Here is a 25,042-nt window from a genome sequence, read left to right as displayed (position 1 = left end):
CGGTGAGCACGACGGGCCGGGAGGGGCACCCTCCGCCGACAATCACTCAGCAGGGGGGATCGCTCAGGAACTCGTTGATCCGGCGCAGGGTGGCGAACCCACAACGCTTACACACATGCCGTACGTGCCTGACGGTCCCTCGGATACCCGTAAGGCATGTACGAAAACGGCCACTTGCCCTACATGCCTGCTGCCTCGCTGGCACCCGAGATAACCGCGCCGTCCAGGTCGCCCTGTCCCTGCGCGGTTACCTCCTGCGCTGGCAGTACGAGACCCTCGGCGCCGCCCCCACCACCCGCCTGCTCAGCCAGCTCACCGAACGCCTCTGCGCGAAGATCCGCACCGTCGCCCCGCCCGAAGCCGCCGCCGCGACCGCCCTGTCCATCCACCTCTCCCACGGACCCACCGGCTTCGGCCTGATCACCTGCGGGAACACCGCCCCTGACGGCAGCAGCGTCCGCGTCCCGCCCACCGGCAGCCCGTACGAAGCCGAGGAGACCCGCTACCTCCGCGTCCCATGGCGGTGGAAGTTCCACCACCACACCCCGCACGAGCTCAACGCCCTTCAGGTCCTGCACCTCGAATCCGATGACCCCGTGCTCCTGCCGGCGCACGCCGCCCCGCTCGTCGCAGCCCACCTCGCCTACCGGCGCAGCCAGGGCGCCACCGACACCGACCCTCTGTTCATCCACGACAAGGCCCCGGGCAACAAGAGCCCGGAACTCCACCTGCGCGAATCGGTCATCCGCACCTGCCACCGCATCCACTTCAACCCGGCCTGGCTCCACCGCTCGCACTGCCGCCACGGCGACGAGACCGGCCACGACGCCGCGGCCGCCGGGTGGATGCACTACCGGGGCCTGGACCTCATCGCCCTCAGCGACAACGTGCGCAGCCGCCTGTGACCGAGCCGATCTCCTCCAGGCGCCCCCCTCGCCGCGAGGGCCCGCAGCGGCGCCGCGACTCGGTGCAGAGATCGCACGTCATCAAGCGGCGCCTCCTGGCCGCCGGGATGACCGGCTGGCAGCTCGCCGACCTCCTCGGCGTCCACGAGCACCAGATCGACCTGGAAGAACTTCCGGACCTGCCCGTCCGTGTCCTGCTCGAACTCGCCCGCCGCCTCGACATGCACCCGGCCGACCTGATGCCCGGCTCCGAAGAACTCTTCGAGCTGCCCCGCCAACGCCAGGTCATCGACCGACGCCCGGCCGGCGCCGACCACGACGCGCTCACCGTCCTCACCGCGCTCGGGTACGCGGACGGCCCCCTCACCGCCGACGCCCTCGCGGCCGCCCTGTCCTGGACCCGCCACCGGCTCGACGCCGCCCTCGACCACGCCCGCGCTCACCCCGACGCCGGCGGCGTGCTCCTCCTGCGGCACGTCCCGCCCGAGGCGTACACCGTCACCCCGCGCCTTGACGTCCTCGCCCCGCACCAGGTCGACGCCCTCACCGGGCAGAAGAGACCCCACGCGTCCGTACGCGGCCCGATCCAGCCTGCCGAGGCCGAGGTCCTCCTCCGCGTCTGGGTCGACGGCGGAATCGACCCCCACGACGCCGCCCAGCGCCAAGCCCTCGAAGACCTCGATGCCGCCGAGATGGTCATCCCCGGCGGCATCATCGACCGCTTCCACGACAACGTGCTCTACAGCCTCCGGATGCTTCCCGAGCCGTCACCGCCTACTGACACGGACTCTGCGATCCCACTGTCATAACCCTGCGCATCCCACTGACATCCACCCTGCGCACGACACTCTGGAGCGGATGACGGGAATCGAACCCGCGCCATAAGCTTGGGAATCTATGGTGCGGAACGCGTTCGTATGGCGCCTGACCTGCGGGAATCGACCTTTCGAAGCGCCTTCCGGGGCTTGTCTGCGCTCCGGTTCTGACCGCAGTTGACCGTCCCTAAGGGCACGGTTGGGGCACGTCCCTCATGGTGGTGATCGTCTTCACGCTGGGGTGGTCTGCGGCTGTGTCCGGTCAGCCGGCGGTTGCCTCAGGGAGAGGATGATCAGCAGAGCGAACGCGGAGAGGGCGGTGAGCGTGCGCAGATTGTTGAAGAGTTCCCAGCGCCGCAGGATCTCCGCGTGATCGACCGGTGCCGAGGTGCGAGCCCATTCCTTGATCCGGCCGTTGATCGGCACATTGCCGAACCGGGTGATCAGGAAGGACGCGAAGGTCAGCAGACCTGCCGTACCCGCGATCAGCCGGGCGCGGCCGCGTGTCAGGGTCGCGAGGGTGAGGGAGCTCAGCGTCGACACGGCCATCGCCGCCTGCATGGTGATGCCGTTCATCTTCATCAGCTCGGCGTGGAATGACAGCCGCATGTCGAGCGGTACTGCGTTGAAGGTGGGGACGAGGTTGGCCGCGCCGTAGCCGAATGCGCCGGCGAGAAGGCCGGTGGCGAGCAGGGCGAGCCCCTGGAGGAGTCGGATGCGCACGTTCGTTGGCTCCAGTACATGGTGCTTGATGGAGGCGGGGGGATGCCCGAGCCGGGGATTGCCGCCGTCACGCCTGCGCAGCGAGGAAGCGATCGCCCGGTGCGCCGCGGAGGTGCCCTGGGGGGAGTCGTCGGCCGTACGCGAGCAGGAGGAGATCCTGTGCGGCGCCGGACAGGGGCGTTCCGGTACCGAAGGACCAGTCGAGGTCGTCCGCGCGGAGTTCGACGCCGCCCAGGTCGGCTCCGAAGAACTTGAGGGTCCTGGTGTCGACGCTCTCCAGGAGGATGCGCACGCGCTCTTCGGGAACCCGGCGGCCGAGGCCCAGCGCGACCGTGATGTCCAGGCCGTGGATCACGTCGTGGCCCAAGGCCGCCTCGATCCCGCCGACCGGCGGCTTCCAGGGGTGACCCGCGTTGTCGCCGAGGAATGCGGCGAGCTCCCGCGTCGAATGAGCGGCCGCGTCCTTTCGGGCGCATCGATCGGTCATCCGGTGGAGGTTGCCCCGTGCTCCGATCAGTTCCCGCGCCATCCTGGGGAGCGAGTACCGGAACCCCATCGTCATGTGGGCCGCGACCTCCCGTACCCGCCATCCTCCGCACAGGGTCGGCGCGTTCCACTCCTCGGCCGACAGGCCGTCCAGCATGGCTGCCAGCTCCCGGCGTTCGGCCGCGATCGCGGCTCTGATGTCCGCCGCTGGTCTGTGGTGCGTCGTGTTCCCCATGACCTCAAGGCTCTCGGCAGGCCCGCCGTAAGTCCAAGAGTTTGCATGTCTCGCAACTAGCATGATCAGTTATGGATATTCGGCAGCTGCGGTACTTCGTGACGGTCGCGGAGGAAGCCAACTTCACCCGAGCCGCCGCCCGGCTGCACCTGGCGCAGCCAGGTGTGAGCGCTCAAGTCCGCCAGCTCGAAAAGGAACTCGGGCATCCGCTGCTCGACCGCTCCGGCCGGTCGGTGACGCTTACGGAAGTGGGCGAGGCCGTACTGCCGTACGCCCGGGCCGCGATCACCGCCGTCGAAGCGGTACGGCAGACCGCGGACGAGTTCACCGGTTTGCTGCGCGGTCACGTCAACCTCGGCCTCGTCTCGGGCGCGGCCGCAGCAGCCCATGAGTTCGACCTGGCGGCCATCCTGGCCGACTTCCACGAGGACCACCCCCAGGTGGAGATAGCCCTGACCGAGGACACCTCGGAGCGGATGCTCGCCGCACTGCACCGAGGGGAGCTCGACATCGCCGTGATCGGCCTCGCGGACGAGGAGCCCCCGCCAGGCATCTCTCTCCAGGTCCTGGTCGACGAGCCGCTGGTCGCAGCCGTCGCCCCGGACGACCCCGCCCTCACGTCCCCGGACCGCACAAGCATTCCGTTGGCCGAGCTCCGCGATCGCCCGCTGATCAGCCTGCCACGTGGCACAGGGCTGCGCGGCGTACTCGACCGCGCGTGCGCACAGGCGGGGTTCCGGCACCGCGTCGCCTTCGAGGCAGCCGCTCCGCTGTTCCTTGCCCAGCTCGCAGCCCGCGGTCTCGGCGTCGCGGTGGTTCCGGCCCTCTCCGCCGGAGCGGCGTCGGCGTTCGGGCTGCGTACGCTGGAGATCACCGAACCGCGGCTGCGCGGCCGGGTCGCTCTGGCCTGGCGGACGGACGGCCCCTCCAGCCCCGCCGGCGCCGTCTTCCTGAACCTGCTGCGTACAGCCCTCACCGCGCCAGGGACCGACCCACGCACCGTCGAATGTGCCCGGACCCCGACGCCCACGCCCTCCTCGCCGCCTTTGAGCGTGACGGCAGCCCCGGCATCGCGGTGAACGCCGACCTGACCGACCCCGCCGCCGTGCAGGCCATGGCCGCCCTCGTCCGGGACGAGATCGGCCCCGTCGACATCCTCGTGAACAACGCCGGCTCCTACCCCCGCGTCCCCAGGCAGGACACGGACGAGGCGGCCTGGCACCACTCCCTCGACGTGAACCTCACCGCCCACTACCGCACCTGCCACGCCCTGACCCCCGGCATGATCGAACGCCGCTGGGGCCGGATCGTGAACATCGGCAGCGTCAACGCCCGCGCCGGCCGGACCAACCTCGTCGCCCACAGCACCGCCAAGGCCGGCCTCCTGGGCCTGACCCGTTCCCTGGCCCGCGAGGTCGGCCCCTACGGCATCTGCGTCAACACCGTCCTGCCCGGTGCCATCGAGGTGGCAGCGGAAGCCGCCATACCCGCCCACCACCGCGCCCGCCCGGAAGACCAGATCAACCGCCAGTGCGTCCCGCGACGCGGACGCCCCGAAGACGTGGCAGCCCTGGTGGCGTTCCTCGTCGGCCCGTCCGCGTCGTTCATCACTGGGCAATCCATCCACGTCGACGGCGGCTGGCTGCTGCACTGAGACGGCCAACAAGCAAGGAGACAGAGCGAAATGATCGAACGAGTCCGAGCCGTCCTCGTCACCGCGGACGACACGATCCTGGTCATCCGCCGTACCAAGCCGGGACTCCCCGTGTACTGGGTGCTGCCCGGCGGCGGGGTCGAGGAGAGCGATGCGTCCCGGGAGGCCGCTCTCCACCGGGAGATCCACGAGGAGATCGCGGGGGAGGCCGACATCGTCCGCCTCCTGCACACGATGGAGTCCGACACCGAGCGTCAGCTCTTCTACCTCGCCCGCATCACGACGTGGTCCTTCGAAGACCGCACCGGTCCGGAGTTCAGTGCCGAGGGACGCGGCGAATACGCGCTGGACGAGATCCCGCTGACCGTAGAAGGTCTGGACAGCATCGACCTCAAGCCTGAGGAGATCGCCCACGTTCTGCAGGGCGCTATCGGCGCCGGCACGCTCGCGGCCGGCGTCGTGGCATAGCCGTACGGCATGCGGACATGTCACCGGGGCCAACGCTGAGTTGCGTTGGCCCGGGTGGCGTTGCTCAGAAGGTGTACGCGGTGAAGCGGCGAGGGGGCTCGATCATGAGGCCAAGCAGCCGTTCGAGTTCGGACCTCTCGTCTTCGCTCATGAGCTCAACGGCATTGCCGAGGGTTTTCCTCGTGAGCTGCTCCATGAACGGGGCGAGGAGCCGCTGGAGGGCTTCCGGGGCTTTCTCCAGGGTCCGCATGTACTCCCTTGTAGCGAGTGTGCTGCGCGGCGAACCCTGGAACCGGCCACGCACGTCGGCGGTGACACCTTCGACTACGTCGTCGACCGCGACACCACGCAACTCTCCGTCACCGATGCCATGGGCCACGACGGGGGAGCCGCGCTACTCGCCACCCTCGCAGTCGGCGCCCTTCGCAGGGCCAGGCGTGCCGGCGCCGAGCTCGAAGTACAGGCCTTGGAGGCCAACCGGGCCGTCATCGACCACGGCAGGCGGGGCTTCGTCACTGGGCGGCTGCTGCGCATCAGCCTGCTCGACGGGACCACCCGGTTCGTCAACGCCGGGCATCCCTGGCCCCTGCGCCTCAGGCGGGAAAGGGTCGAGCAGATGGTTCCCGAGGTCGATCTCCCCTTCGGTATCCAGCCGTGTACCGCCTATCGGGTGCAGCGGCTGGACCTGCAGCCGGGTGACCGCCTCGTGATGCTCACCGACGGCATGCTCGAGCGCCGCGCTGTGGAGGTCGATCTGCCCTCCCTGGTTGTGCGCACGGACGATCTCCACCCCCGCGAGGCCTCCCGCGCTCTGGTCGCCGAGATTCTGCGCGCGCATGGCGGCCGTCTCCAGGACGACGCGACGGTCATGTGCCTGGACTGGCACGGTACCCACCAGGTCACACGCAGCGCTGATGCCGGGGCGGACCTGGCGGAGGCGTCCGCACCCGAATAGCACTCCTTCGACGACCGAGGCCCGCCGATCCCGGCGGGCACACTCGGGTCAGGCCGAGGACGGCGGCGCGGATGATTCGGCGGCGCGGCGGTACTCGGCGTTGATGCGCTGGGCTTCCTCGAGCTGGTCTTCGAGGATGATGATGCGGCAGGCGGCCTCGATGGGGGTGCCCTGGTCGACGAGTTCCCGGGCGCGGGCGGCAATGCGCAGCTGGTAGCGGGAGTAGCGGCGGTGGCCGCCCTCGGAGCGGAGCGGGGTGATCAGGCGGGCTTCGCCGATGGCGCGGAGGAACCCCTGGGTGGTCCCGAGCATCTCGGCGGCCCGGCCCATCGTGTAGGCGGGGTAGTCGTCGTCGTCGAGACGGCCGAACGAGTCGTCTGCTGTCATTGAACCTCTCTCGTGGAACGCGTGGAGGGGCCCTGGTGCCGTACGGCACCAGGGCCCCGAAGGAACTACTACACCATCTGTCGGCCCTGATACTGCGCCGACCCTGTGTTTCCGCCGACCCGGCCGACATGCTGCCGGGAATGCGGGGATCGCGGTTGCTTGACCGGAGACCACCTCACTATCGATGTCCTGCGGTACCCGGGCTCAAGGCTTCCGCCCGGGCGATCCTGATGGTGCTCGGCTCCTCCGTTCTTCCCTCGGTGATCAACTGCTTACTGCTTGCACTGCTGATACTGCGGTACTGCTGATGGCCTGACCCAGCGCCACTCTCCGGCAGCCAGCCCCGTCGCCCATCCTGCGTCTGCTCTGGCTTAGAACCCCACTGCCGAACTTCCCGGTGCGCGCGCCCGCAGCCGACGCCTTCACCGAGGTGCTGCTCACTTACTTCACTGCTGGGTACTGCGAACTGCACTTACTTCGGGTACTGCTACTGCGTTAACTGCGGTACTTCTCTCGGCGGCCCCTGATCACTGCGGGCCACCCGGTCCGGTCGTCAGTCCCGTCGCCGTCCTGCAACAAGCCTGGCTTCGGAACTCCACCACCGCACCGTCCTGCGCACTGCAACTGCGGGTACTGCTGCCCGGCAGTTCGTCTCTGCCGGGCCTTGCTGTCTCTCTGGGCTACGAGAGAAACCATAGCCAGGCCACCGCCCAATGTCTACTCCAGCCGCCATAGATTTTTGCATGGCGGGCGAGGAGCTAATCGAACTCAAACGCACGGCCGATGCCGGGGCTGCAGATGCGCAGCTCAAGGAGCGGCTGGGGGCGGCAGTGCTGCCCTGGGCGGAGGGCGAAGGCCGGGACGGGCCCTTTACGCCGGCTTCCGGCGCGGCCCTGCGGCCGGTCGCCGCCGTATGCGGGCTGCCGGAACGGCAGGTGCCAGGGCCGCAGGGGCCCCCGGCCTGGGGGTGCTCGGGGCAATCCCTGGGACGGCTGTCCACCCCGCACCGGTGTCCTAGAGGATGGAAGAATCGTTTTGATGAACGTGACGGATGATCATGGGGCGAACTCCAGCCGCGGCCCACAGACCGACGGCGGCAGCCGCAGAGCGGTTGGCTGTCTTCCGGAACACGCGCGCCGAAGGCCTTCCCGTAGGCCGGCACGCGCCCGTGACCAGATCCCCGGAGAAGCCGCGAACCAGGGCGCACCCCTGTACATGCAGCTCGCCGAGGAACCCCTCGCGTGCATGGGGCCGGGACCGCAGTAGCGGTCCCGGCCCCATTGCGTGTCCGCGTGCAGCCGGCTCCGGTCAGGCGGCGGCGCGCTCAGGCCGGCGCAGTTGCGCCTGTCCGAAGAGGAGCGCGTAGTCGTCGGGAAGTCGCTGGAGGATGCGGGCGAGGAGGTCGGGTCCGGCGAGCGCGGTGACGGTGGCGAGTACGGCGCCGGTATCCCAGCGGGCGACAGCGGGGCTCACGCCGGTCCGTGTGGCCAGGTCCTTGACGAAGCCCCAGCCGGTGAGCTGCTCGGTATCGGGGATCTGGGTGGTCAGGACGAGGGCGGCTTCGACGGGCAGGCACTGCGCGAGGTCGACGCGCTCGTCACCCGTGACCTGCCGGCCGAGCCCGGCAAGAACGGTACGGACGGCGTCTTCCGCACGTTCGCGAGTGGGGTAGGCGCCCTCGTAGCGGACGTGTTCCAGCATCTGGTCGAACGTCATGGCGGGGGTGGGCCGGTCCGGTCGAGGCTGGTCGTACATGGTGCTGCGATTGCCTTTCTCTTCGAAGGTTCACGTTCCGGCCGTCGGCGCCGGTCAGGTCGGCTGGGGGTGGCCGAAGAGGAGGTCGTATCCGGGCGGGAGCTGGAGCAGGACCTCGCGCATGAGGACGTCTCCCGCCGCGCCGGCCACGGTGGACAGGACCGCGCCGATGTCCCACAGTGCTGTGTTCTCGGTGGCGCCTTCGATCCAGGCCGCGGTCGCGCGGACGAAGCGTTCGGGCGATAGCGGTTCGGCGGCCTGCAGGGGATTCAGGAGGATCAAGGCGTACGTCTCGGGGAGCCGGGCGGCGAGCTCGGCTCGCACGGTGCCGACCAGGTGCGCGCCCAGCAGGGCCAGGACGACGCGGGCCGCCCGTTCGGCTTCCGGCAGGGTCGTGTACTCGCCGCGTTCCTGAACGTGGGCCAGGAACGCCTCCCTGCGTATCGACATCACGTCACCTCCGGGGAGGGGTGAAGGGGCCGAGGGGTGCGGGGGACGGGGTGCCGGAGGGGGATCGGTTCCCCGTCCTCCGCCGCTGCGGGGCTGGTCAGCCGGAGATCTGCTTGCGGCCGGACTCGCCGCCGATGCTGATCTTCCGCGGCTTGGCGCGCTCGGCGATCGGGATCCGCAGGGTCAGGACACCCGCGTCGTAGTCCGCTTCGATGTGCTCGGTGTCGAGGGTGTCGGCCAGCATGACCTGGCGGGAGAAGACGCCCAGGGGTCGCTCGGAGAGCTCCATCTGCACGCTGTCGGACTTCCCCGTGGGTCGGCGCTCGGCCTTCACCGTCAGCATGTTCCGCTCGACGTCGATGTCGATCGCCTCGGTGCTCACTCCGGGGAGGTCGAAGGCGATCACGTACTCGTCGCCCTGGCGGTAGGCGTCCATCGGCATCACGGAGGGCTTCGACCATGTGCCCGACGTACCCGACAGCTGCTGGACGATCCGGTCCATCTCGCGGAACGGGTCAGTGCGCATCAACATCGCGAAACACCTCCAGTTGGTTCAGGCAGAAACTGCCAATGCGCTTCAACGTGCTCCTGTTGTAACATGTCATCGAAGCGATGACAAGCAACAAGTCATCTGGAGGATGACGACAGCGGAGAGTGTCATGAACGAAGCCAGCCAGCCGGCAGCGCCGGTACCTTTCCCCGCTGCGGCGACGGCCTTGCGAGCCATCGACCAGGCCGTGAGGCACGCGCAGCGCTCCTCTGCGGGAACGCCCCCGACCGAGCCGACAGGCGCTGGCCCGCACCCGGCGCTGGCCGCACTGTTGATGCTGCGCGAGGTCCGTGAACAGCTCGCCGGCTGGGAAAGCGGCCTGATCGAAACCGCCCGGGGCCAGGGCGCGAGCTGGGCCGACCTCGCCGGACCCCTCGGGGTCGCCAGCCGCCAGGCGGCTGAACGCCGCTACCTGCGCCTGCGCCCCGGCACGGCCGGAAGCACGGGCGAGGAGCGCGTCCAGGCCACCCGCGACACACGTGCCGCAGACCGCGTTGTCACGGCCTGGGCCCGTGACAACGCGGCCGACCTGCGCCGGCTCGCCGGCCAGATCACCGCCCTCACCGACCTCCCCGACGCCGCCGCGGCAGCCGTCGGCGAACTGAACCGGGCCCTGGCCGACAATGACGTAGCCCGCCTCATCCGGCCTCTGACCGACGCCCGGCCTCACCTGCGCCCCGAGGACTCGGCTCTCGTCGATCACCTCGACGCCATGACCCGACACACCGACCACCTCCGCCAGGACAGCCGCGACCGGCGCAGCACCTGACCGCGCATACGAACCGCACCCCGGACCCGGACAAGATCAGGGCCGCGCAGCAGCAGCTGCGCGGCCCTGATTCGGTACGCCTCGGATCCTGCCGACATCGCAGGGGTCCGCTGTTCGGGTCGAGCGGTACGAGCTGCAGGGGGCAGCCTTACGTGCCGGTCTCGGTGCCCGCGGGTGGTGAAGGTCAGGCCGGGGTGATGTTCTCGGCCTGGGGGCCCTTCTGGCCCTGGGTGACGTCGAAGGTCACGACCTGGCCCTCCTGGAGCTCACGGAAGCCCGAGGAGTTGATGGCGGAGTAGTGGGCGAAGACGTCCGGGCCGCCGCCGTCCTGGGCGATGAAGCCGAAGCCCTTCTCCGCGTTGAACCACTTCACAGTTCCCGTAGCCATGTCTGACGCCTTCCAGTCGATGAACGCCTCCCGCTCCATGCGGGAGGCGGAGGTGATCGCCCTGGTTCCTGCGGCACAGCACAGCAAAACGCCCACGCCGAACGCGTGGGCAAAGGGGAACTTCCGAACCACGACAGCTGACGCAGACGCTACACGCCCACGACGGGCTGTCACCAGAGGGCGCGAGCACGCGTCACGACCCCGACGTGCACGGGCAGGCGTGCCCGCCGAGACCGGCGGGCACGCCTGCCTCAGGCCACAGTCAGTGGACTGATCTCGACCGCTGCGCGGCGGTACTCGGTGTTGACGCGCTGGGCTTCCTCGAGCTGGTCTTCGAGGATGACGATCCGGCAGGCGGCCTCGATGGGGGTGCCGTGGTCGACGAGTTCGCGGGCGCGGGCGGCGATGCGCAGCTGGTGGCGGGAGTAGCGGCGGTGGCCGCCGGCGGAGCGGAGTGGGGTGATGAGGCGGGCTTCGCCGAGGGCGCGGAGGAAGCCCTGGGTGGTGCCGAGCATGGCGGCGGCTCGGCCCATGGTGTAGGCGGGGTAATCGTCGTCGTCGAGACGGCCGAACGAGTCGTCTGCTGTCATCGCACCTCACTGCGAAACAGGTAGAGGAAAAGCGGTCGGAATACGGGGAGGGGCCCTGGTGCGTACAGCACCAGGGCCCCGAAGGAACTGCTACACCATCTGCCGGCCCTAGTCCTGCGCCGGCCTACTGTTTCCGCCGACCCGGCCGACACGCTGCCGGGAGTGCGGGGATCGCGATTGTTTGACCGGAGACCACCTCACTATCGATGTCCTGCGGTTCCCGGGCTCAGACTTCCGCCCGGGCGATCCTGATGGCGCCTCAACTCCTCCGTTCTTCCCTCGGTGATCAACTGCTTACCAGCGGGAGAGACTGCAACTGCGGGTTACTGCGTTTACTGCGGTACTGCTGATACTGCGGTACTGCTGATGGCCTGACCCAGCGCCACTCTCCGGCAGCCAGCCCCGTCGCCCATCCTGCGTCTGCTCTGGCTTAGAACCCCACTGCCGAACTTCCCGGTGCGCGCGCCCGCAGCCGACGCCTTCACCGAGGTGCTGCTCACTTACTTCACTGCTGGGTACTGCGAACTGCACTTACTTCGGGTACTGCTACTGCGTTAACTGCGGTACTTCTCTCGGCGGCCCCTGATCACTGCGGGCCACCCGGTCCGGTCGTCAGTCCCGTCGCCGTCCTGCAACAAGCCTGGCTTCGGAACTCCACCACCGCACCGTCCTGCGCACTGCAACTGCGGGTACTGCTGCCCGGCAGTTCGTCTCTGCCGGGCCTTGCTGTCTCTCTGGGCTACGAGAGAAACCATAGCCAGGCCACCGCCCAATGTCTACTCCAGCCGCCATAGATTTTCGTGCTCGCCGAGGAGAGCTAGACCTTCACGGCCGCCCCAGGATGCGCAGAGCGGACTGCACAGCAGGTCAGGGGCCCGGGAGGGCGCAGCCGTGCGCGAGGGGTCCCCCGAGTCTCGTCGATCGGCGTCGGGCTTCGACTGCCCTTCGATCCCTTCCTGGAGACCTGAGTCGGGTTGGCGGGCAGCGAGGTGGGGCACAGGGACCAGGTAGGCAGGGGCCGGACGTGGACGATCCAGAGACCAGGGTGACCTGATGAACACGATGGCCGAGAGCGTCGCAACCGTGCTTTCCACGGCGGATGTTGCAGAGGCACGCGATGCCGTGCGAGCCGTCCTCGACGGTCTCCATCAGCCGGTGATGGCCGCAGAAGCCGCGGACACCGTGGTCTTGGTCGTGTCCGAGCTCGTCACGAACGCCGTGCGTCACGGCGGGGGCACCTGCACCTTGGAACTGACGGCCCACGAGGAGAGCGTCGAGGTGGCCGTTCACGACTCCAGCCCGCACGCGCCGCGTATGCGCACCCCTGACCTGCACGGCGGTACCGGTGGATTCGGCTGGCCCATGGTCAACCGTCTCGCCCGAGCGACCGCGGTCACCCGTCGGGCCTCCGGCGGGAAGACGGTCAGTGCTCTTCTCGACCGGTAGTTCTACCGGTCGAAAGGACGGGACGACCAGTGCATAAAATCGGCTCTCATGTCGAAGCCTGACGAGCTGCTCGTTGACGTTGCCACCCTGGTGGAGTCCGGGCAGAGCAATCAGATGTCCCTGACCGTGGTCACCGGTGGCACTGTCATCACCGGTCGGCTGGCTCCCGAAGCCGTGTGGAGGCAGCGGGTGTCGGAGGTCCTGACGGACTCCGCCCGCCTGGGCGAGTTCGCCGCCATCTTCACCGCAACGCCACCCCGGGAGGGGCCGCCCACCCATCTGCACTTCCATGTGGCCCGCATCCTTCAGGGCACGGTGGGGATCCCGGAGACGGGTGGGATGTACCGCGTCTCGATCGCGGACGTCAGCGCCTGGACCGTGGGCGACTTCAGCTACTCCGACCACTGACCCGGCGTCGCGTAAGAAACCTCCGAGTACGCGGGAGGGCCCGACCGGCGTGCGCCGGTCGGGCCCTCTTCGCTGTTCGGGTGTCGGCTCGCACCGGGTCCTGTCCGTCAGACGGTCACCGGGATGCCGAGCACCGCGGAAGCCTGCTGGAGCGGGCTGAGGACACGCGTGGGCACGGCGGCCCGGGGAAGGCCGCGGCAGGTGAACCCGAGCTGGGTCATCGCCCGGAGGACTTCACCGGCGCTGAAGTCGCGGCGGTCCTGGCGGGTGATGACCTGGCCGACCTGTTTGACGGGGTAGGTACGGCGGCCGATGATCACGGACTCGCCGATGACCTGCTCGGGCTTGATGCCCTTCATCGACTCCAGGACACCGCTCTTGGTCAGGTCGAACGGGAAACGGGCGATGACACAGCGCATGTTGCCTCACAGGAAGAAGAAAGGGGGACGGTCGTGCCGTGGTGAGGCGGTTCAGCGGGCAAGGGCGAGGACGCCCAGAGCGCTGCCCTGCTCGTCGACGACCGGCAGGGCATCGATCCGGCGATAGCGCATCGCGTGCTCGGCTTCGGCCATCGTGGTCAAGGGCGAGGCGACCGGCCCGCGGTCTCCCAGGAGGTCGCGGAGACGGAGCTGGTCCGTGTACGCCGCGCTGTCGCGGACGGTGGCGAGCCTGGCCTGGGTGACCAGCCCGGCGCACAGGCCGTCCTCGTCGCAGACGAGCAGATGACCCGCGCGGGCACTGGCCATGACGGCCAGGGCCACCTCGACCGTCATGTCGTCACAGACCTGTGGACCGGCCGCCTCCATCGCGTCGTCCACCGTCCGGTGCACAGGGTTGGCGTTCGTCGAGCGGGGCTGCATCTGGACCAGCGTCAAAACGTGCCTCCTGCAGAGATGGGTCAGTTTTCTGATCACGTGGTTCTCAGGCCGCCGCATCGAAGGCGGACCGCCGCACGTTCACCCGCCGGACCGTCGAAGCGGGCCGTCGCCTGCCGCGGGAGGCCGCGCTGCGCTTGGCGCGTTCGACGACGGGTGCGGTGATGACGACGGGGATGCCGGACGGGGCTTGGGCGCCGGTGATCCGGTTCAGTGCCTCTTCGCCGGAGCGGACCTGGGTGGTCTGCGGTGTGATGCCGGCGGCCTGCATGAGGCGGGTCATGTCGCGGCGCTGGTTGGGAGTGACGAGGGTGACGACGCTGCCGGACTCGCCGGCGCGGGCGGTGCGGCCGCCGCGGTGGAGGTAGTCCTTGTGGTCGGTGGGCGGGTCGACGTTGACGACGAGGTCGAGGTTGTCGACGTGGATGCCGCGCGCCGCCACGTTCGTCGCGACCAGTACGGTCACGTGTCCGGTCTTGAACTGGGCGAGCGTCCGGGTGCGCTGGGGCTGCGACTTCCCGCCGTGCAGGGCGGCGGCCCGGACACCGCAGTTCAGCAGGTCCTCGGTCAGCCGGTCCACGGCGTGCTTGGTGTCCAGGAACATCATCACCCGGCCCTCGCGCGCCGCGATCTCCGTCGTCGTCCGGTGCTTGTCGGCGCCGTGGACGTGCAACACGTGGTGCTCCATCGTCGTCACCGCACCGGCCGAGGGGTCCACCGAGTGCACGACGGGGTCGGTCAGGTAGCGGCGCACCAGCAGGTCGACGTTGCGGTCGAGGGTGGCGGAGAAAAGCATCCGCTGCCCCTCGGGACGCACCTGGTCCAGGAGGGCGGTGACCTGCGGCATGAAGCCCATGTCGGCCATCTGGTCGGCCTCGTCCAGGACGGTGATCGCGACCTGGTCAAGCCGGCATTCGCCACGGTCGATGAGGTCCTTCAACCGGCCGGGCGTAGCCACGACGACCTCCGCGCCTCCGCGCAGCGCTCCGGCCTGCTTGCCGATCGACATGCCGCCGACGACCGTGGTCAGGCGCAGCTTCACGGCGCGGGCGTACGGGGTGAGGGCGTCGGTCACCTGCTGTGCCAGCTCGCGGGTGGGGACGAGGATCAGGGCGAGCGGCTGGCGGGGCTCGGCGCGCTGTCCGGCGGTGCGGGCCAGCAGCGCGAGGCCGAAGGCGAGCGTCTTGCCGGAGCCGGTCCGTCCGCGGCCGAGCACGTCACGGCCCGCGAGGGTGTTGGGCAGCGTGGCGCCCTGGATCGGGAAGGGCACCGTCACGCCCTGCGCGCCGAGGGCGGCCAGCAGCTCGGCCGGCATGTCGAGATCGGCGAAGGCCTCGACGGCGGGCAGCGCGGGAGTGATGGTCTTCGGCAGGGCGAACTCGCCCTGTACCGCTGCGGGTCGGCGGCCGTAGCCGCCGGAGCGGCTCGGACGCCCGGAACGGCTCGGGGCCGACGAGCCGAAGCGGCTGCCCCGCTCCGAACCGGCGGCAGCGCCGAAAGCGGGGCCGCCGGTGCGGCTGCGGTTGCGAGAGGAACGGTCGTTCGTACGTGTGCGGTTCATTCAGAACCTTCCTTGACGCGGCGCGTATCAAGGAATTCCCGCAGCGGAAACGCGGCGCAGGGAATCACAAGAACGGGCCGAATGGAATGCGAATGCGGCTCTGGCCTGCAGAGACTCTGTGCGGTCGCAGGCGCTGAGATGGGGAGGCGTCAGGTGGACGCGAAATCCAGAAAAGCCGAGTGGGGTGAAGCCCCGAAGAGGGTGTAACCCTGAATTCTTTGTCCCGCAGGTGACACCACTGCGGGAAATATGTGCAGCTGGGGCCCGCACCCCGAGGGATGCGGGCCCCAGCTACGAAATGCGCGTCAGCGTCAGGCGGGAACGATGTTCTCGGCCGTCGGGCCCTTCTGGCCCTGCGCGATGTCGAAGGTGACCTTCTGGCCTTCCAGCAGCTCGCGGAAGCCCTGGGTGGCGATGTTCGAGAAGTGGGCGAAGACATCGTCGCCGCCACCGTCCTGCTCGATGAAGCCGAAACCCTTGGCCGCGTTGAACCACTTCACGGTGCCAGATGCCATGTCATATCTCCTTTGGGGCAGTACACCAGCATCCGCACTGTACGGACACCGTGTCGCCGCGATGATGCCCCGCCGGAAAATGACCCGGAAATATGAAGCGCTCGAATGTGGCGCGGAGGCCGACTGGAGCGCTTGAAGTTTTTGGGTACCAAAACTGCAACCGAGACCGACAGTAGCACGCTGCAGCGATTCGTGTTCGTTGAATATCTCCATCGTGTGCGGTGCGGAAAAACTCTCCCTGCGGGGTCCATTAAACTCTCTGACCGCGGGGATAGATATTGGTTCCCCCCGAGTGCAGCGTTTCGGGAGCAGGAGCGTCCGCCGGCTGCGACGTGCAGTCCAGGGGGACGTGAGCCTGCGGGGTGGGTCCGCAGCGCCTGACCGTCACTGTGGTCGTTCGCGAAGCCGCTCTCGCAGGTGGAGGAGAACCTCGATGTCGGCGACGTCGACCAAGGCTGCCAACAAGATCCGGATACGAACGTCATCGCCATGGTGCACAGCCCGCACGATGGCCTCGACGGTGGCGGCCATCTCGCCGGCGCGGCTGGATCAAGTGTGAAGCCTGTCCTGCTGAGAGGCGTGGCGCTCTCGTCGCGAGCACCCTTGGCGGGGAAGGTGGCGTAGGTGATGGCTGAGCTGAAGTTCGAAACCGTCGTGTGCCCGCACTGCGCGGCCTGCCCGGCCACTGGGCAGGCCCGTACCATGGCCGCCGACCGGCGCCAGGTGACGGTGACGTGGCACCTACCTTCCTGCCCGCATTACGCCGCCGATCGCGTGTTGGCGGGGAAAGAGGACTAGGTAGTCACGTCGAGGGCTCTTGGTCGACCCCTCCGGCCAACCGCCCCTTTTTGAAAGCGAATTCACGCGACGGAGGCGGCGGTGTGATGCAGGTCATCGAGAACGAGTCTCGCGACGTGAGACCGGCGTGGGCCCGTGTGGTGCAAGTGGTGCGCGAAGGGCCCTCCGGCCAGGGAGTCCCTGCGAGTTGGGGCACGCGGAGGGCGTGGCGAGGGCCGAGAGGTCTAGACAACAAAGAAGGCCCAGGTCTGTGACCTGGGCCTTCTTGCGAGAGCGGATGACGGGAATCGAACCCGCGCTATAAGCTTGGGAATCACCCGGCACTCGGACCCCGAAAGTGCGTCTGGCCTGCGAGAACGTTCCTACGTGGGGCTTTCGGGCGGTGGTGTGGCGGGTCCCTTGATGACCGCTGTGTACCGCTCTGACTGGCACGTAGTGGCACGCTGGGGGTCGAGCTCCACGGCTTCGTTTCCCAGGACCGCCTGATCGCCCCAGTCCCGAACCTGACTGCGTCCAGCGGGCGAGGACCCTGCCGAGGCTGGTGGTGCGGAGCTTGCGGCGCTTGGTCGCGGCACTGGAACGGCTTGATTCTCCCCTGTCGGCATGTCGCCGCACGGCAACCTACTGCCCCGTTACCAGCGCGGTACCGACTCCCGGCAGCTGGTGGCGGATCTGTTGGCGCCCGGCAATCTCGGCCCCCGCGCAGACCTCACAACGACGTCGCCCGGCCCCACCCTTGCGGTTCCAGGAGGCCGACGGGCCACGAGAAAACCGAGGCTGGGGGCAGGCCATTTGTCGACAACGGATGTTGGTCATGGCTGCGCCGGTTGCAGCTCGCTCGCTGCCTGCCTGCCCCGACAGTCCGACGACACGCCGGGCATCGTTTGATTACTCACTGTGTATTTCACTTAACGTTTGGTGAGGAATTGGTCGATGCCCTCGGGCTGCAGAAGGCGAGAGAAATGATCGCGCGAAGAGACCTGCTCGTAGCCGGGGCCATTGGTGGAGCGGCCCTGGTCCTTCCGGCCCCTGGTGAGGCGGTGGCACTCCCGAATGAGACCGCGGTGGTCCCGGGGGCCAGGTCGGTCGGGAAATTCCCAGTCTCCACCCTGGACCCCACGACCATCCCGAAATATGTCACCAACCTGGTGATCCCGCCGGTGATGCCGAAGGCCCGCCACTCGGAGCGACACGGCATCGATACGTACGTCATCGGCGTCCGGCAGTTCAGCCAGCAGGTATTGCCTCCCACTCTGCCGTCCACCACCCTGTGGGGATACGGCTCGCTCGGGGACAGCAGCACGTTCAACTACCCGTCGTTCACCATCGAGGCCGAGATCGACCGGCCTGTCCGGGTCACCTGGGTGAACGATCTCGTCGACAGCCAGGGCCGTTTCCTCCCGCACTTGCTGGCGGTCGACCCCACCCTGCACTGGGCGAACCCGCCGGGCGGAAAGGCCGGGCGCGATTCCCGGCCGACGTTCACGTCGACGCCGGGTCCGTACACCGGCCCCGTACCGATCGTCACTCACCTGCACGGTGGGCATTCCACCGAGGAGAGCGACGGCTACACCGAAGCGTGGTACCTGCCACGCGCGAACAATATTCCTCCGGGATTCGCCACCGTGGGCTCGTTCTACGACGAGTTCCGGGACAAGTTCGCCGATGCGCACCACCTGAAGTGGGACCCGGGTACCGCTACCTTCCAGTACGCCAACGACCAGCGGGCATCGACCCTCTGGTTCCACGACCACACCCTGGGTCTGACCCGGCTCAACGTCTACGCCGGACCCGCCGGCTTCTATCTGCTCCGCGGCGGTGAGTGCGACCTGCCCAAGGGGACCCTGCCCGGCCCGGCGCCCGCCTTCGGAGATCGGCCGGGTACCCGGTACCACGAGATCCCCCTGGCCATCCAGGACCGCTCGTTCAATTCGGACGGCTCGCTGTTCTACCCCACGACCCGGGAATTCTTCGACGGGTTCGCGGGTCCGTACATTCCCACCACCGATGTGTCCCCCATCTGGAACCCCGAATTCTTCGCCAACACCATGGTGGTCAACGGCCGGACATGGCCGAACCTCGAGGTCGAACCGCGTCGCTACAGGTTGCGCTTCCTCAACGGATGCAATGCCCGGTTCCTCATCCTGAAGATCGCGGACAGTCCGACCGTCCGGCCGGCCCGGTCGGCCGTACCGTTCTGGCAGATCGGCAACGAAGGCGGGTTCCTGCCCGCACCAGTGCGGCTGGAGCGGCTGCTGTTGGCCAATGCGGAGCGGGCCGACGTCATCGTCGACTTCACCGGGATCCCGGAAGGAACCGAGCTGTACCTCATCAACGAGGGCGCGGACGAACCCTTCGGCCGGGGCGAACCGGGCGTGGCCTTCCCCGTGGCGGATCCGGCCACCACGGGGCAGGTGATGAAGTTCGTGGTCGGCCCGCTGGCGAGCAAGGACACCAGCGTCCCGCCGGATCGGCTCAGGCTGCCCAGGATCAAGCCGCTCGGCTCGGCGAGCGTCACCCGTCGGCTCTCCCTGAACGAGGCGAACTCCAGCAGTCCTCTGGTGCCACCGGGAACGCCGGTCCAGAACCTGCTCGGGACGGTCGACTCCGCCGGCAATCCGGTGTTGCTCGCCTGGGACGACCCGGTTACGGAGAATCCGAGGCTGAACGCGACCGAAACATGGGAGCTGTACAACTTCACTGTGGACGCCCACCCGATCCACATCCACGAGGTGGCGTTCGAGGTGGTGAACCGGCAGCCGTTCAACGGGGCACCCATTCCGCCGGAGAGCTGGGAGCTCGGCTTCAAGGACACCGTGATCGCCTATCCGGGAGAAATCACCCGGGTGAAGGCGCGGTTCGACCACCCTGGTCGCTTCGTCTGGCACTGCCACATCGTCGAGCACGAGGACAATGAGATGATGCGGCCGCTCCAAATCGGAGGCAGGCGCAAGGAGGGCCACTGACAGGTCGGTGCCGGCGACTGCGGACCGGCTGCCTCGGCCGGTCCGCATCCTTCGCACCTTCACGGAGGCACGGGCCGTCGAGGTGGCCATCGCCCGGCACCGGAGACCGCCGCCCGGCTCCGCGCGCTCGAAGCCCGAGCCGGAGAGATCACCGACGTCGGCGAAGCCGCCCAGCGACCGACGACCGTTGGGTGTGGGAGTACGCCTTCCACGCCGAGGACGAGGTCGGCTACCCGTAGGCCGTGCGCGACGAGGTGACGGCCGTCGTCGACCAGATCGTCGAGCTCGCCCCAGCTGCCACTCCCCCAGCGGCTGACTGAACACGCCCGCACCGCCCGGCCGCAACTGACAGACCCACAAATCCGCCACCGCGGGCAGTTCGCCTACGTGGAAGGCGAATTTGCCGACGGCGAACGGGGCAAACTGATGCTCCTGCGCTACAGCGACACCGCCAGCCTTATGGGGCTTCGCCCTCTTCACCGGCACACCCGAAGACGCCCTCGACTGCGCCTGCCAGCACCACGCCGGACCCGAACTCTGACCAAGCGACAGCCCCCCGAGGGACTGTTGACCACCTCTCAGTAGGAGACCCGGCCGAGCAGTCCCTCCAGGTCGCGGGGCGCGAAGACGCGGATGAGCGCCCCGTGGCCACCGTCGATCAGGTCTTCGCACTCGCCGAGGCCATCGGGATCCGGTGGCGGCTGATGGTCCTCCTCGGCGCCTTCGCCTCGATGCGGCCGGAGGAGCCGGCGGAGCTGCGCCGAGCCGACATCGACGTCGACACCGGCTCGGTCCGGGTGCGGCGCGCTGCCCCGGAGCTGAACACCGGCCGCAGGGTGATCGGTGATCCCAAGTCCCTCGCGGGCAAACGGGAGATCATGCTGCCCGGCTTCGTGCTCCTCGACGTCCGTCGGCACCTGGAGTGGTTCGCGCAGGACGGGCCCGACGGCCTCGTCTTCGTGGGGGAGCGGGGAGCTGCCCTGCGGGGCACCACCTTCGGCCGGAAGTGGCGCAAGGCCCGTGACGCGGTCGGCATATCGAAATTCGCAACCAGCTCGCGTCGGCGGATCCTGGGTCGGGCACCAGCGCGACCGCCACCGTCCACAGGATCGTTCCCGCACTCGCGGCTCCTGCCGGAGCGGCCCGGCGGAGGTGACGCACAGGGGTGCGGTCCAGGCATGCAGCCGGGGCCGCACCCCTGTGGCGTATGGCGCAGGTCACTCGAAATGCGTCTCGGGATTCGAGGCGGTTCGGCGCGTGGTGGCCGCGAGTGATGATTCCCCGCCCAATCTGACGCCCCGTTATGGCACTTATGGCACGTGGATGGCGCGCGGGCTGCGAGAGGTTTAGACAACGAAGAAGGCCCAGGTCGCTGACCTGGGCCTTCTTGTAAGAGCGGATGACGGGAATCGAACCCGCGCTATAAGCTTGGGAATCACTCGGCACTTGCGAGTGCACATAGCTTCTGGCCTGCGAAAATGTTCGCCAAAGGCTCCGCTCTGACTTCCTCCTCGGACCCGTTGTTGTCCGCTGTCTACCGCCCCTACTGGCACGTTGTGGCACGTTATCTACTTGCTCATGAGCGGCCGGCGGGGTGCTGACAGCGTTTCCGGCACGACGCATGGCAGCGTTGTTCCGGCACGGTCCTCCTCCGCTGCCCACGAGGCATGGGCGAGCGAGGGACAGCAACGCGTGGCACGGGTCAGGGTTCGGTGTACACGAGTGTCGATCCACCGACGAAGCGAACGCTGTTTTTGGGGATGCTGCGCATAGTCATGTGGTGGTGGGCGCGGCAGGGTGTCGAGCATCGGGGTCCAAGGGCTCCCGATACGGGCCCAGGAGCAGCGCCGTGTCCTCTTCCTTGGCTGCTACCTCGGCGATTGCGTCGTCTGCTTTGAGCCGGATGACGGTGGGTTGCTTGCCGAGCCGTTTTATTTCATCTTGGCGGGCTGGTCGTTGCTGATCCAGTCCGTCGGCGGGGACAAGTGTGTTGCGGAAAAGGAACGGACGCTTGCTCCAGATGAGGATGTCACGGACCCAGCGTCCGTAACCCCGGCTCCACTTGGGTCGCAGGCCGTCGATCTCCCCGCTTGCGACCCGGATGGCTCCGCGGAAAGCGTCGGGTTGCTTTGTCACCCAGCGTTTTCGGCCGTACACAACCACTGCGTAGAAGACGATGACAACGAGGTCGACGCCGAGCACGGCGAGCAGTGCGATCAGCATGTGGGCCTCCAGGGTTGTACTGGAGTCGTTGCGAGGGCAGTGGGCTGGGTGGATCGCCGGTTATCCTTCGGCGAGCGAGCGAAGTGCTTGCAGGCCGGGCAAGAAGGCGTACGCCCCTCCTCTCACCCGGGTGAACCGGGGCAGACCACGCAGTGTTTTCCTGATCGGCTTTTTCTGGACGGTCATGTTGTAGGTGCCGTCGTGATCGCCCGCGATCGGATCTTTGTCGTGGTCCAGGCCAAGAAACTTGGGGGCGTTGATCCATTCCTTCTGTACAAACTCGAACTGCCGCTCGAGATCTGCGCAGCCGAAGAAGAGCGCAAGCCCGCGATCCATTCCGTCGTCGGGTGAGCCTTCTGGGAGCAGCGGTCCGTACGGGAGTCCCCAGCGGATCAGCCGTCGCCGCTGGATGTTGCCGATCGTGTCTCGTGGGTTGACGCGTCGGATGTGGGCGCCGATGGGGCAGGCGAGTCCCTGCGGGTCCATCTGCCCGTAGTTGAAGTTGTTGTTGCGCTCCGGATCCGCGACCAGCTCCGGGTCATCGTGGTGGGGCGCCAACACCAGTGGGGCACCACTGCGCCAGCGTCCCAGCAACTTAGCTGCCAGTAGTTCCTGCTCGTCACGCGTGGCAGCGTGGCGCCCCAGGAATTCCCGGAAGGCGATGACATCCTCGTAGAGTCGCCGATAGGCGAGGAAGCTGCCATTGCGGCTGAGCCATTCCGGCTGCGGGAGGGACGGAATGGAGCTGGTTTCGTCGGGATAGCCGAGTACGAACTCGCCGGGCTTGACGGCAGGACCGCTGCCGGGTGGTGGGTCCATCCCGGTTCCCTCGACATAGATCCTGGAGATCCCGTCCCGATAGCCGAAGTGCTCGCGCCCCGTCTCCGGCAGCGCGACATCGAGTTCGGAGAGGATGCGGACGCCGGTGGCCGCTATAAGCGAGTGGATTTCCTCGATCCGCTGAGCGCGTTCAGTGAGGTCCGCGCCAAAGAGCAGCAGCAGTGCATGGAGATCGGAGCTTGCCAGGCCGCCAACCCACTGATCGGGATGGCTTTCTCCATGGTCGCCAAGCTCTTCCGCACGGGCCGGCATGCCAACCCGGAACGCTTCGGGAAAACTCTGGAGCGATGCCTCATCGACGCCCAGCGTGCGCAACCCGTTGCACGTGAGTGCCAGGTGGACACGCGACATGGGCAGCCCGATCACCGGCTCGGCCGAGCACACCTTGTCAACGACCCGCGTAAGGAATGCTCGCGCTTGGTCAGGGTGACGGAATGTGAGGAAGAAGTATTGACCGCAGGGCATGGGAACCGACCCCAGCAGCAAGCCCTGGATTTCGTCGAGCTCAAGGACGAATGACGTATTCTTCAACACGGAACGAACGCCTCGCTCGGCAGTCTGAAATACACGCGGGAGCGCAAGAGGGGGCATACGGGTCGAAGCCCGCTGCCAACCCTCCTCCCGGCGGGCCTCTTGTTCAGGAAGCACAAGAGGCACTCCGCAACGAGCTTCCGGTCAGTTGCCGCCGGCTACTGGAAGTCCTCCAGCACGGCCTCCATGTTGGTTCGGATGCGCAGCGCTTTTTCGATTTCTGTGCAGGTCACGCCAGGGAAATGCGCGTACGTGAGAAGGTCCGGGACCCTGTGAGACTTCCAAAATTCTATGAACCCCTCACGGTCATTCGGACCCGGCCAGCCTTCGCAGTAGCGCAAGACTGCATCAAATCCCACTCCGCCGAGGGTGACAGTGTAGAAATCGTCGAGGTAGGGCTCGATGTCGCCGTCGAAATGGCTGGCGAAAAGGAAGGTGTCATCGTTGAGGATCGCAATGCGCACGAAATGCACAGTGCCGACCTGCGCAAGCGAACCAGTCGGGTCCTCAATGTTCTTGGCGTTCGCGGACACTGCTTCGCGAAGCGCGTCCGCCTGTCCCGGCTTGATCTTGGCTATGAGGAGGAACGCCGTCGTGGAAGGCGCCGCTGCTCCTTGCGTGGCCTCCGTCTGTTGTGTAGCCATGGCTTCTCCTGCTGATCAACACGGTTGGAGTCGATCAAATCGTCCAGGCCGACCTTGGTCGACCGGCGCCGATTGCCGCCAACCTAAGCGAGAGAGAAGCGAATTCGTATGCGAACTCAGGCATACAGTCGGGCCCAAGCACGACGCCTGTCTCGCGGTTGGTGACGAGGCTTCGTGATTGCCACACCATTGTACGGCGAGAGGAGGAAGATGAGCAGGTGTGCCAAGGCCGAAAGCGAGCTGCGGCAGGACGGTTGCGGTCTCGTCTTCATCGCGAAGTACGGGACTCCGATCGAGCCGGGGAGTCCGCGATGGCTCCGCGTGCACCGGCCAGCTCCTCCACGACCAACCCGGGAAGGCCGTGCCGCTGGGTCTGCCATTGGTGCAGGGACTGGCGGGCAAGTCAGGTGCCGGCTGGTGCCGTATGCCTGGGTGGAGAGCAGGAGTCGGTCGGTGACCGGTGGGCGTTCGTGGGCTGGGTTGTCACCGCGGCTCCGTGGGTGTGAGCAGACCATCACAGAGGAGTAGGAGTACCTGGGGCGGTGAGTCCCACCCCTCAGTCGGCGATGCGGGCTGCCCTTTCGCGGAGCTCCTGGGCCTCCGGGACTCCGCTGTATCGGCGCAGGCGTACGCGCATGTCCTGGAGGGCGGCCTGGACCTTCACGGAGCGGATGCCGTCCGCGCAGTCGAGGAAGTCGCGCCAGGTGACCATGGCCCCATCTGCATCGCCTTGGCGCAGGCGGACACCGCCGAGGTCGGCGAGGACGATGGCGCGGGTGCGGCGGCGGTCGAGGCCGTGGCTGTCGAGGGCGAGGTGGAGGTGTTCCTCCGCGGCGTCGAGGTCGCCGAGGCGGGAGAGGATCATGCCGGATTCGTGGGCCCAGCGACCGGGGGAGTAGTGGGCGGCCCACGAGTCGCCGGCTGCGGCCGTCGGCTTGCCGATGGCGGTCTCGGACATGGCGAGGTGCTTGGTGGCCATGCGGCGGTCGTCGTCCGGGTCTGCCGCACGATCGGGTGACATCTGAACTGGCTTGCCCTGTGGGGCAGGTGGGAAGGATGTCGCTGTGCCAAAGCCCTATCCGGAAGAGTTCCGCCAGGACGTCGT

The 25,042-nt window shown here is 67.9% G+C and carries 28 protein-coding genes and 1 pseudogene; 12 read left to right on the top strand and 17 right to left on the bottom strand.

What is annotated here, in order from left to right; translation table 11 throughout:
* Positions 1-89 precede the first annotated feature (89 nt).
* Complete coding sequence (locus ACEPPI_RS28775) at positions 90-905, top strand: hypothetical protein (RefSeq protein ID WP_373918189.1); 816 nt, start codon at positions 90-92, stop codon at positions 903-905.
* Positions 902-1,714, top strand: coding sequence for a hypothetical protein (locus ACEPPI_RS28770; RefSeq protein ID WP_373918188.1), 813 nt, complete (start codon positions 902-904; stop codon positions 1,712-1,714). The genes ACEPPI_RS28775 and ACEPPI_RS28770 overlap by 4 nt, the downstream gene beginning before the upstream one ends.
* Before the next feature lie 237 nt (positions 1,715-1,951).
* Here ACEPPI_RS28770 and ACEPPI_RS28765 read toward each other — a convergent pair whose 3' ends face one another.
* Both ACEPPI_RS28765 and ACEPPI_RS28760 read right to left on the bottom strand, forming a co-directional pair.
* Entirely contained in the window at positions 1,952-2,443 is a 492-nt protein-coding gene (locus tag ACEPPI_RS28765; protein WP_373918187.1) for an anthrone oxygenase family protein, read from the bottom strand.
* 67 nt (positions 2,444-2,510) lie between these two features.
* Positions 2,511-3,164 carry a maleylpyruvate isomerase family mycothiol-dependent enzyme gene (locus ACEPPI_RS28760; RefSeq protein ID WP_373918186.1) on the bottom strand — a complete coding sequence of 218 codons (654 nt, stop codon included), beginning with the start codon at positions 3,162-3,164 and terminating at the stop codon, positions 2,511-2,513.
* Between the two features lie 71 nt (positions 3,165-3,235).
* Between ACEPPI_RS28760 and ACEPPI_RS28755 the strand changes: the two genes are divergently transcribed.
* From ACEPPI_RS28755 to ACEPPI_RS28745, 3 genes are read left to right on the top strand one after another with little or no spacing between them, the layout of a single operon-like run.
* Complete coding sequence (locus tag ACEPPI_RS28755; protein ID WP_373918184.1) at positions 3,236-4,243, top strand: LysR family transcriptional regulator; 1,008 nt, start codon at positions 3,236-3,238, stop codon at positions 4,241-4,243.
* Entirely contained in the window at positions 4,171-4,818 is a 648-nt protein-coding gene (locus ACEPPI_RS28750; RefSeq protein WP_373918183.1) for an SDR family NAD(P)-dependent oxidoreductase, read from the top strand. The genes ACEPPI_RS28755 and ACEPPI_RS28750 overlap by 73 nt, the downstream gene beginning before the upstream one ends.
* A 30-nt stretch (positions 4,819-4,848) precedes the next feature.
* Entirely contained in the window at positions 4,849-5,286 is a 438-nt protein-coding gene (locus ACEPPI_RS28745; protein ID WP_373918182.1) for an NUDIX domain-containing protein, read from the top strand.
* Positions 5,287-5,350: 64 nt separating this feature from the next.
* Here the strand turns inward: ACEPPI_RS28745 and ACEPPI_RS28740 are convergent, their stop codons facing one another.
* Positions 5,351-5,665: a hypothetical protein gene (locus ACEPPI_RS28740; RefSeq protein WP_373918180.1), complete on the bottom strand. Its 315-nt coding sequence runs from the start codon at positions 5,663-5,665 to the stop codon at positions 5,351-5,353.
* Between ACEPPI_RS28740 and ACEPPI_RS28735 the strand changes: the two genes are divergently transcribed.
* On the top strand, positions 5,657-6,241 hold the full coding sequence (locus tag ACEPPI_RS28735; RefSeq protein ID WP_373918179.1) for a PP2C family protein-serine/threonine phosphatase: 585 nt from the start codon (positions 5,657-5,659) through the stop codon (positions 6,239-6,241). The two genes, ACEPPI_RS28740 and ACEPPI_RS28735, sit on opposite strands and share 9 nt — an antisense overlap.
* A gap of 48 nt (positions 6,242-6,289) precedes the next feature.
* Here the strand turns inward: ACEPPI_RS28735 and ACEPPI_RS28730 are convergent, their stop codons facing one another.
* The 4 genes from ACEPPI_RS28730 to ACEPPI_RS28715 all read right to left on the bottom strand — a co-directional run bounded on the left by ACEPPI_RS28730 (position 6,290) and on the right by ACEPPI_RS28715 (position 9,365).
* Positions 6,290-6,628 (bottom strand): MerR family transcriptional regulator, encoded by a 339-nt coding sequence (locus ACEPPI_RS28730; protein ID WP_189738544.1) that lies wholly within the window; start codon positions 6,626-6,628, stop codon positions 6,290-6,292.
* Between the two features lie 1,308 nt (positions 6,629-7,936).
* Positions 7,937-8,383: a DUF2267 domain-containing protein gene (locus ACEPPI_RS28725; RefSeq protein WP_373918178.1), complete on the bottom strand. Its 447-nt coding sequence runs from the start codon at positions 8,381-8,383 to the stop codon at positions 7,937-7,939.
* A gap of 54 nt (positions 8,384-8,437) precedes the next feature.
* Positions 8,438-8,833: a DUF2267 domain-containing protein gene (locus tag ACEPPI_RS28720; RefSeq protein ID WP_373918176.1), complete on the bottom strand. Its 396-nt coding sequence runs from the start codon at positions 8,831-8,833 to the stop codon at positions 8,438-8,440.
* 97 nt (positions 8,834-8,930) lie between these two features.
* The gene (locus ACEPPI_RS28715; protein WP_373918175.1) at positions 8,931-9,365 is read right to left on the bottom strand and encodes an Hsp20/alpha crystallin family protein; all 435 of its coding nucleotides are present in this window, start codon (positions 9,363-9,365) and stop codon (positions 8,931-8,933) included.
* 127 nt (positions 9,366-9,492) lie between these two features.
* Between ACEPPI_RS28715 and ACEPPI_RS28710 the strand changes: the two genes are divergently transcribed.
* Positions 9,493-10,152 carry an HSP18 transcriptional regulator gene (locus ACEPPI_RS28710; RefSeq protein ID WP_373918174.1) on the top strand — a complete coding sequence of 220 codons (660 nt, stop codon included), beginning with the start codon at positions 9,493-9,495 and terminating at the stop codon, positions 10,150-10,152.
* Positions 10,153-10,336: 184 nt separating this feature from the next.
* On the opposite strand, the gene ACEPPI_RS28705 is transcribed toward ACEPPI_RS28710, so the two are convergent.
* On the bottom strand, positions 10,337-10,540 hold the full coding sequence (locus tag ACEPPI_RS28705) for a cold-shock protein (protein WP_030303412.1): 204 nt from the start codon (positions 10,538-10,540) through the stop codon (positions 10,337-10,339).
* Between the two features lie 251 nt (positions 10,541-10,791).
* On the bottom strand, positions 10,792-11,130 hold the full coding sequence (locus ACEPPI_RS28700; RefSeq protein ID WP_373918173.1) for a MerR family transcriptional regulator: 339 nt from the start codon (positions 11,128-11,130) through the stop codon (positions 10,792-10,794).
* Between the two features lie 1,053 nt (positions 11,131-12,183).
* Here ACEPPI_RS28700 and ACEPPI_RS28695 point away from each other — a divergent pair.
* Both ACEPPI_RS28695 and ACEPPI_RS28690 read left to right on the top strand, forming a co-directional pair.
* Positions 12,184-12,576 (top strand): ATP-binding protein, encoded by a 393-nt coding sequence (locus tag ACEPPI_RS28695; protein ID WP_373918172.1) that lies wholly within the window; start codon positions 12,184-12,186, stop codon positions 12,574-12,576.
* Between the two features lie 48 nt (positions 12,577-12,624).
* Positions 12,625-12,984 (top strand): hypothetical protein, encoded by a 360-nt coding sequence (locus ACEPPI_RS28690; protein WP_327280981.1) that lies wholly within the window; start codon positions 12,625-12,627, stop codon positions 12,982-12,984.
* A 107-nt stretch (positions 12,985-13,091) separates the two neighbouring features.
* Here ACEPPI_RS28690 and ACEPPI_RS28685 read toward each other — a convergent pair whose 3' ends face one another.
* The 4 genes from ACEPPI_RS28685 to ACEPPI_RS28670 all read right to left on the bottom strand — a co-directional run bounded on the left by ACEPPI_RS28685 (position 13,092) and on the right by ACEPPI_RS28670 (position 15,935).
* A complete protein-coding gene (locus tag ACEPPI_RS28685; RefSeq protein WP_373918171.1) occupies positions 13,092-13,403 on the bottom strand; it encodes an SCO5918 family protein in 312 nt (103 codons plus the stop codon).
* A 51-nt stretch (positions 13,404-13,454) separates the two neighbouring features.
* Positions 13,455-13,859 carry a CBS domain-containing protein gene (locus ACEPPI_RS28680; protein WP_373918170.1) on the bottom strand — a complete coding sequence of 135 codons (405 nt, stop codon included), beginning with the start codon at positions 13,857-13,859 and terminating at the stop codon, positions 13,455-13,457.
* A 46-nt stretch (positions 13,860-13,905) separates the two neighbouring features.
* Entirely contained in the window at positions 13,906-15,420 is a 1,515-nt protein-coding gene (locus ACEPPI_RS28675) for a DEAD/DEAH box helicase (RefSeq protein ID WP_373918169.1), read from the bottom strand.
* Positions 15,421-15,731: 311 nt separating this feature from the next.
* The gene (locus ACEPPI_RS28670) at positions 15,732-15,935 is read right to left on the bottom strand and encodes a cold-shock protein (protein WP_030228768.1); all 204 of its coding nucleotides are present in this window, start codon (positions 15,933-15,935) and stop codon (positions 15,732-15,734) included.
* 627 nt (positions 15,936-16,562) lie between these two features.
* On the opposite strand from ACEPPI_RS28670, the gene ACEPPI_RS28665 reads away from it, so the two are divergent.
* The 3 genes and pseudogenes from ACEPPI_RS28665 to ACEPPI_RS28655 all read left to right on the top strand — a co-directional run.
* The gene (locus ACEPPI_RS28665; protein ID WP_373918167.1) at positions 16,563-16,733 is read left to right on the top strand and encodes a hypothetical protein; all 171 of its coding nucleotides are present in this window, start codon (positions 16,563-16,565) and stop codon (positions 16,731-16,733) included.
* Positions 16,734-17,659: 926 nt separating this feature from the next.
* Complete coding sequence (locus tag ACEPPI_RS28660) at positions 17,660-19,699, top strand: multicopper oxidase family protein (protein WP_373918166.1); 2,040 nt, start codon at positions 17,660-17,662, stop codon at positions 19,697-19,699.
* Positions 19,700-20,313: 614 nt separating this feature from the next.
* Positions 20,314-20,736: pseudogene (locus tag ACEPPI_RS28655) on the top strand (site-specific integrase); the annotation flags it as partial.
* A 736-nt stretch (positions 20,737-21,472) separates the two neighbouring features.
* On the opposite strand, the gene ACEPPI_RS28650 reads toward ACEPPI_RS28655, so the two are convergent.
* The 4 genes from ACEPPI_RS28650 to ACEPPI_RS28635 all read right to left on the bottom strand — a co-directional run bounded on the left by ACEPPI_RS28650 (position 21,473) and on the right by ACEPPI_RS28635 (position 24,916).
* The gene (locus ACEPPI_RS28650; protein ID WP_373918165.1) at positions 21,473-21,922 is read right to left on the bottom strand and encodes a hypothetical protein; all 450 of its coding nucleotides are present in this window, start codon (positions 21,920-21,922) and stop codon (positions 21,473-21,475) included.
* Positions 21,923-21,982: 60 nt separating this feature from the next.
* Positions 21,983-23,296 carry a Dyp-type peroxidase gene (locus tag ACEPPI_RS28645; RefSeq protein ID WP_373918164.1) on the bottom strand — a complete coding sequence of 438 codons (1,314 nt, stop codon included), beginning with the start codon at positions 23,294-23,296 and terminating at the stop codon, positions 21,983-21,985.
* Positions 23,297-23,451: 155 nt separating this feature from the next.
* Positions 23,452-23,937 carry a hypothetical protein gene (locus tag ACEPPI_RS28640; protein ID WP_373918163.1) on the bottom strand — a complete coding sequence of 162 codons (486 nt, stop codon included), beginning with the start codon at positions 23,935-23,937 and terminating at the stop codon, positions 23,452-23,454.
* 556 nt (positions 23,938-24,493) lie between these two features.
* Positions 24,494-24,916: a hypothetical protein gene (locus ACEPPI_RS28635; RefSeq protein ID WP_373918162.1), complete on the bottom strand. Its 423-nt coding sequence runs from the start codon at positions 24,914-24,916 to the stop codon at positions 24,494-24,496.
* Positions 24,917-25,042 lie beyond the last annotated feature (126 nt).

The organism is Streptomyces sp. AB3(2024), from assembly GCF_041862025.1.
In the GTDB taxonomy this organism is placed as follows: domain Bacteria; phylum Actinomycetota; class Actinomycetes; order Streptomycetales; family Streptomycetaceae; genus Streptomyces.
This window is presented reverse-complemented; position numbering and strand designations above follow the sequence as displayed.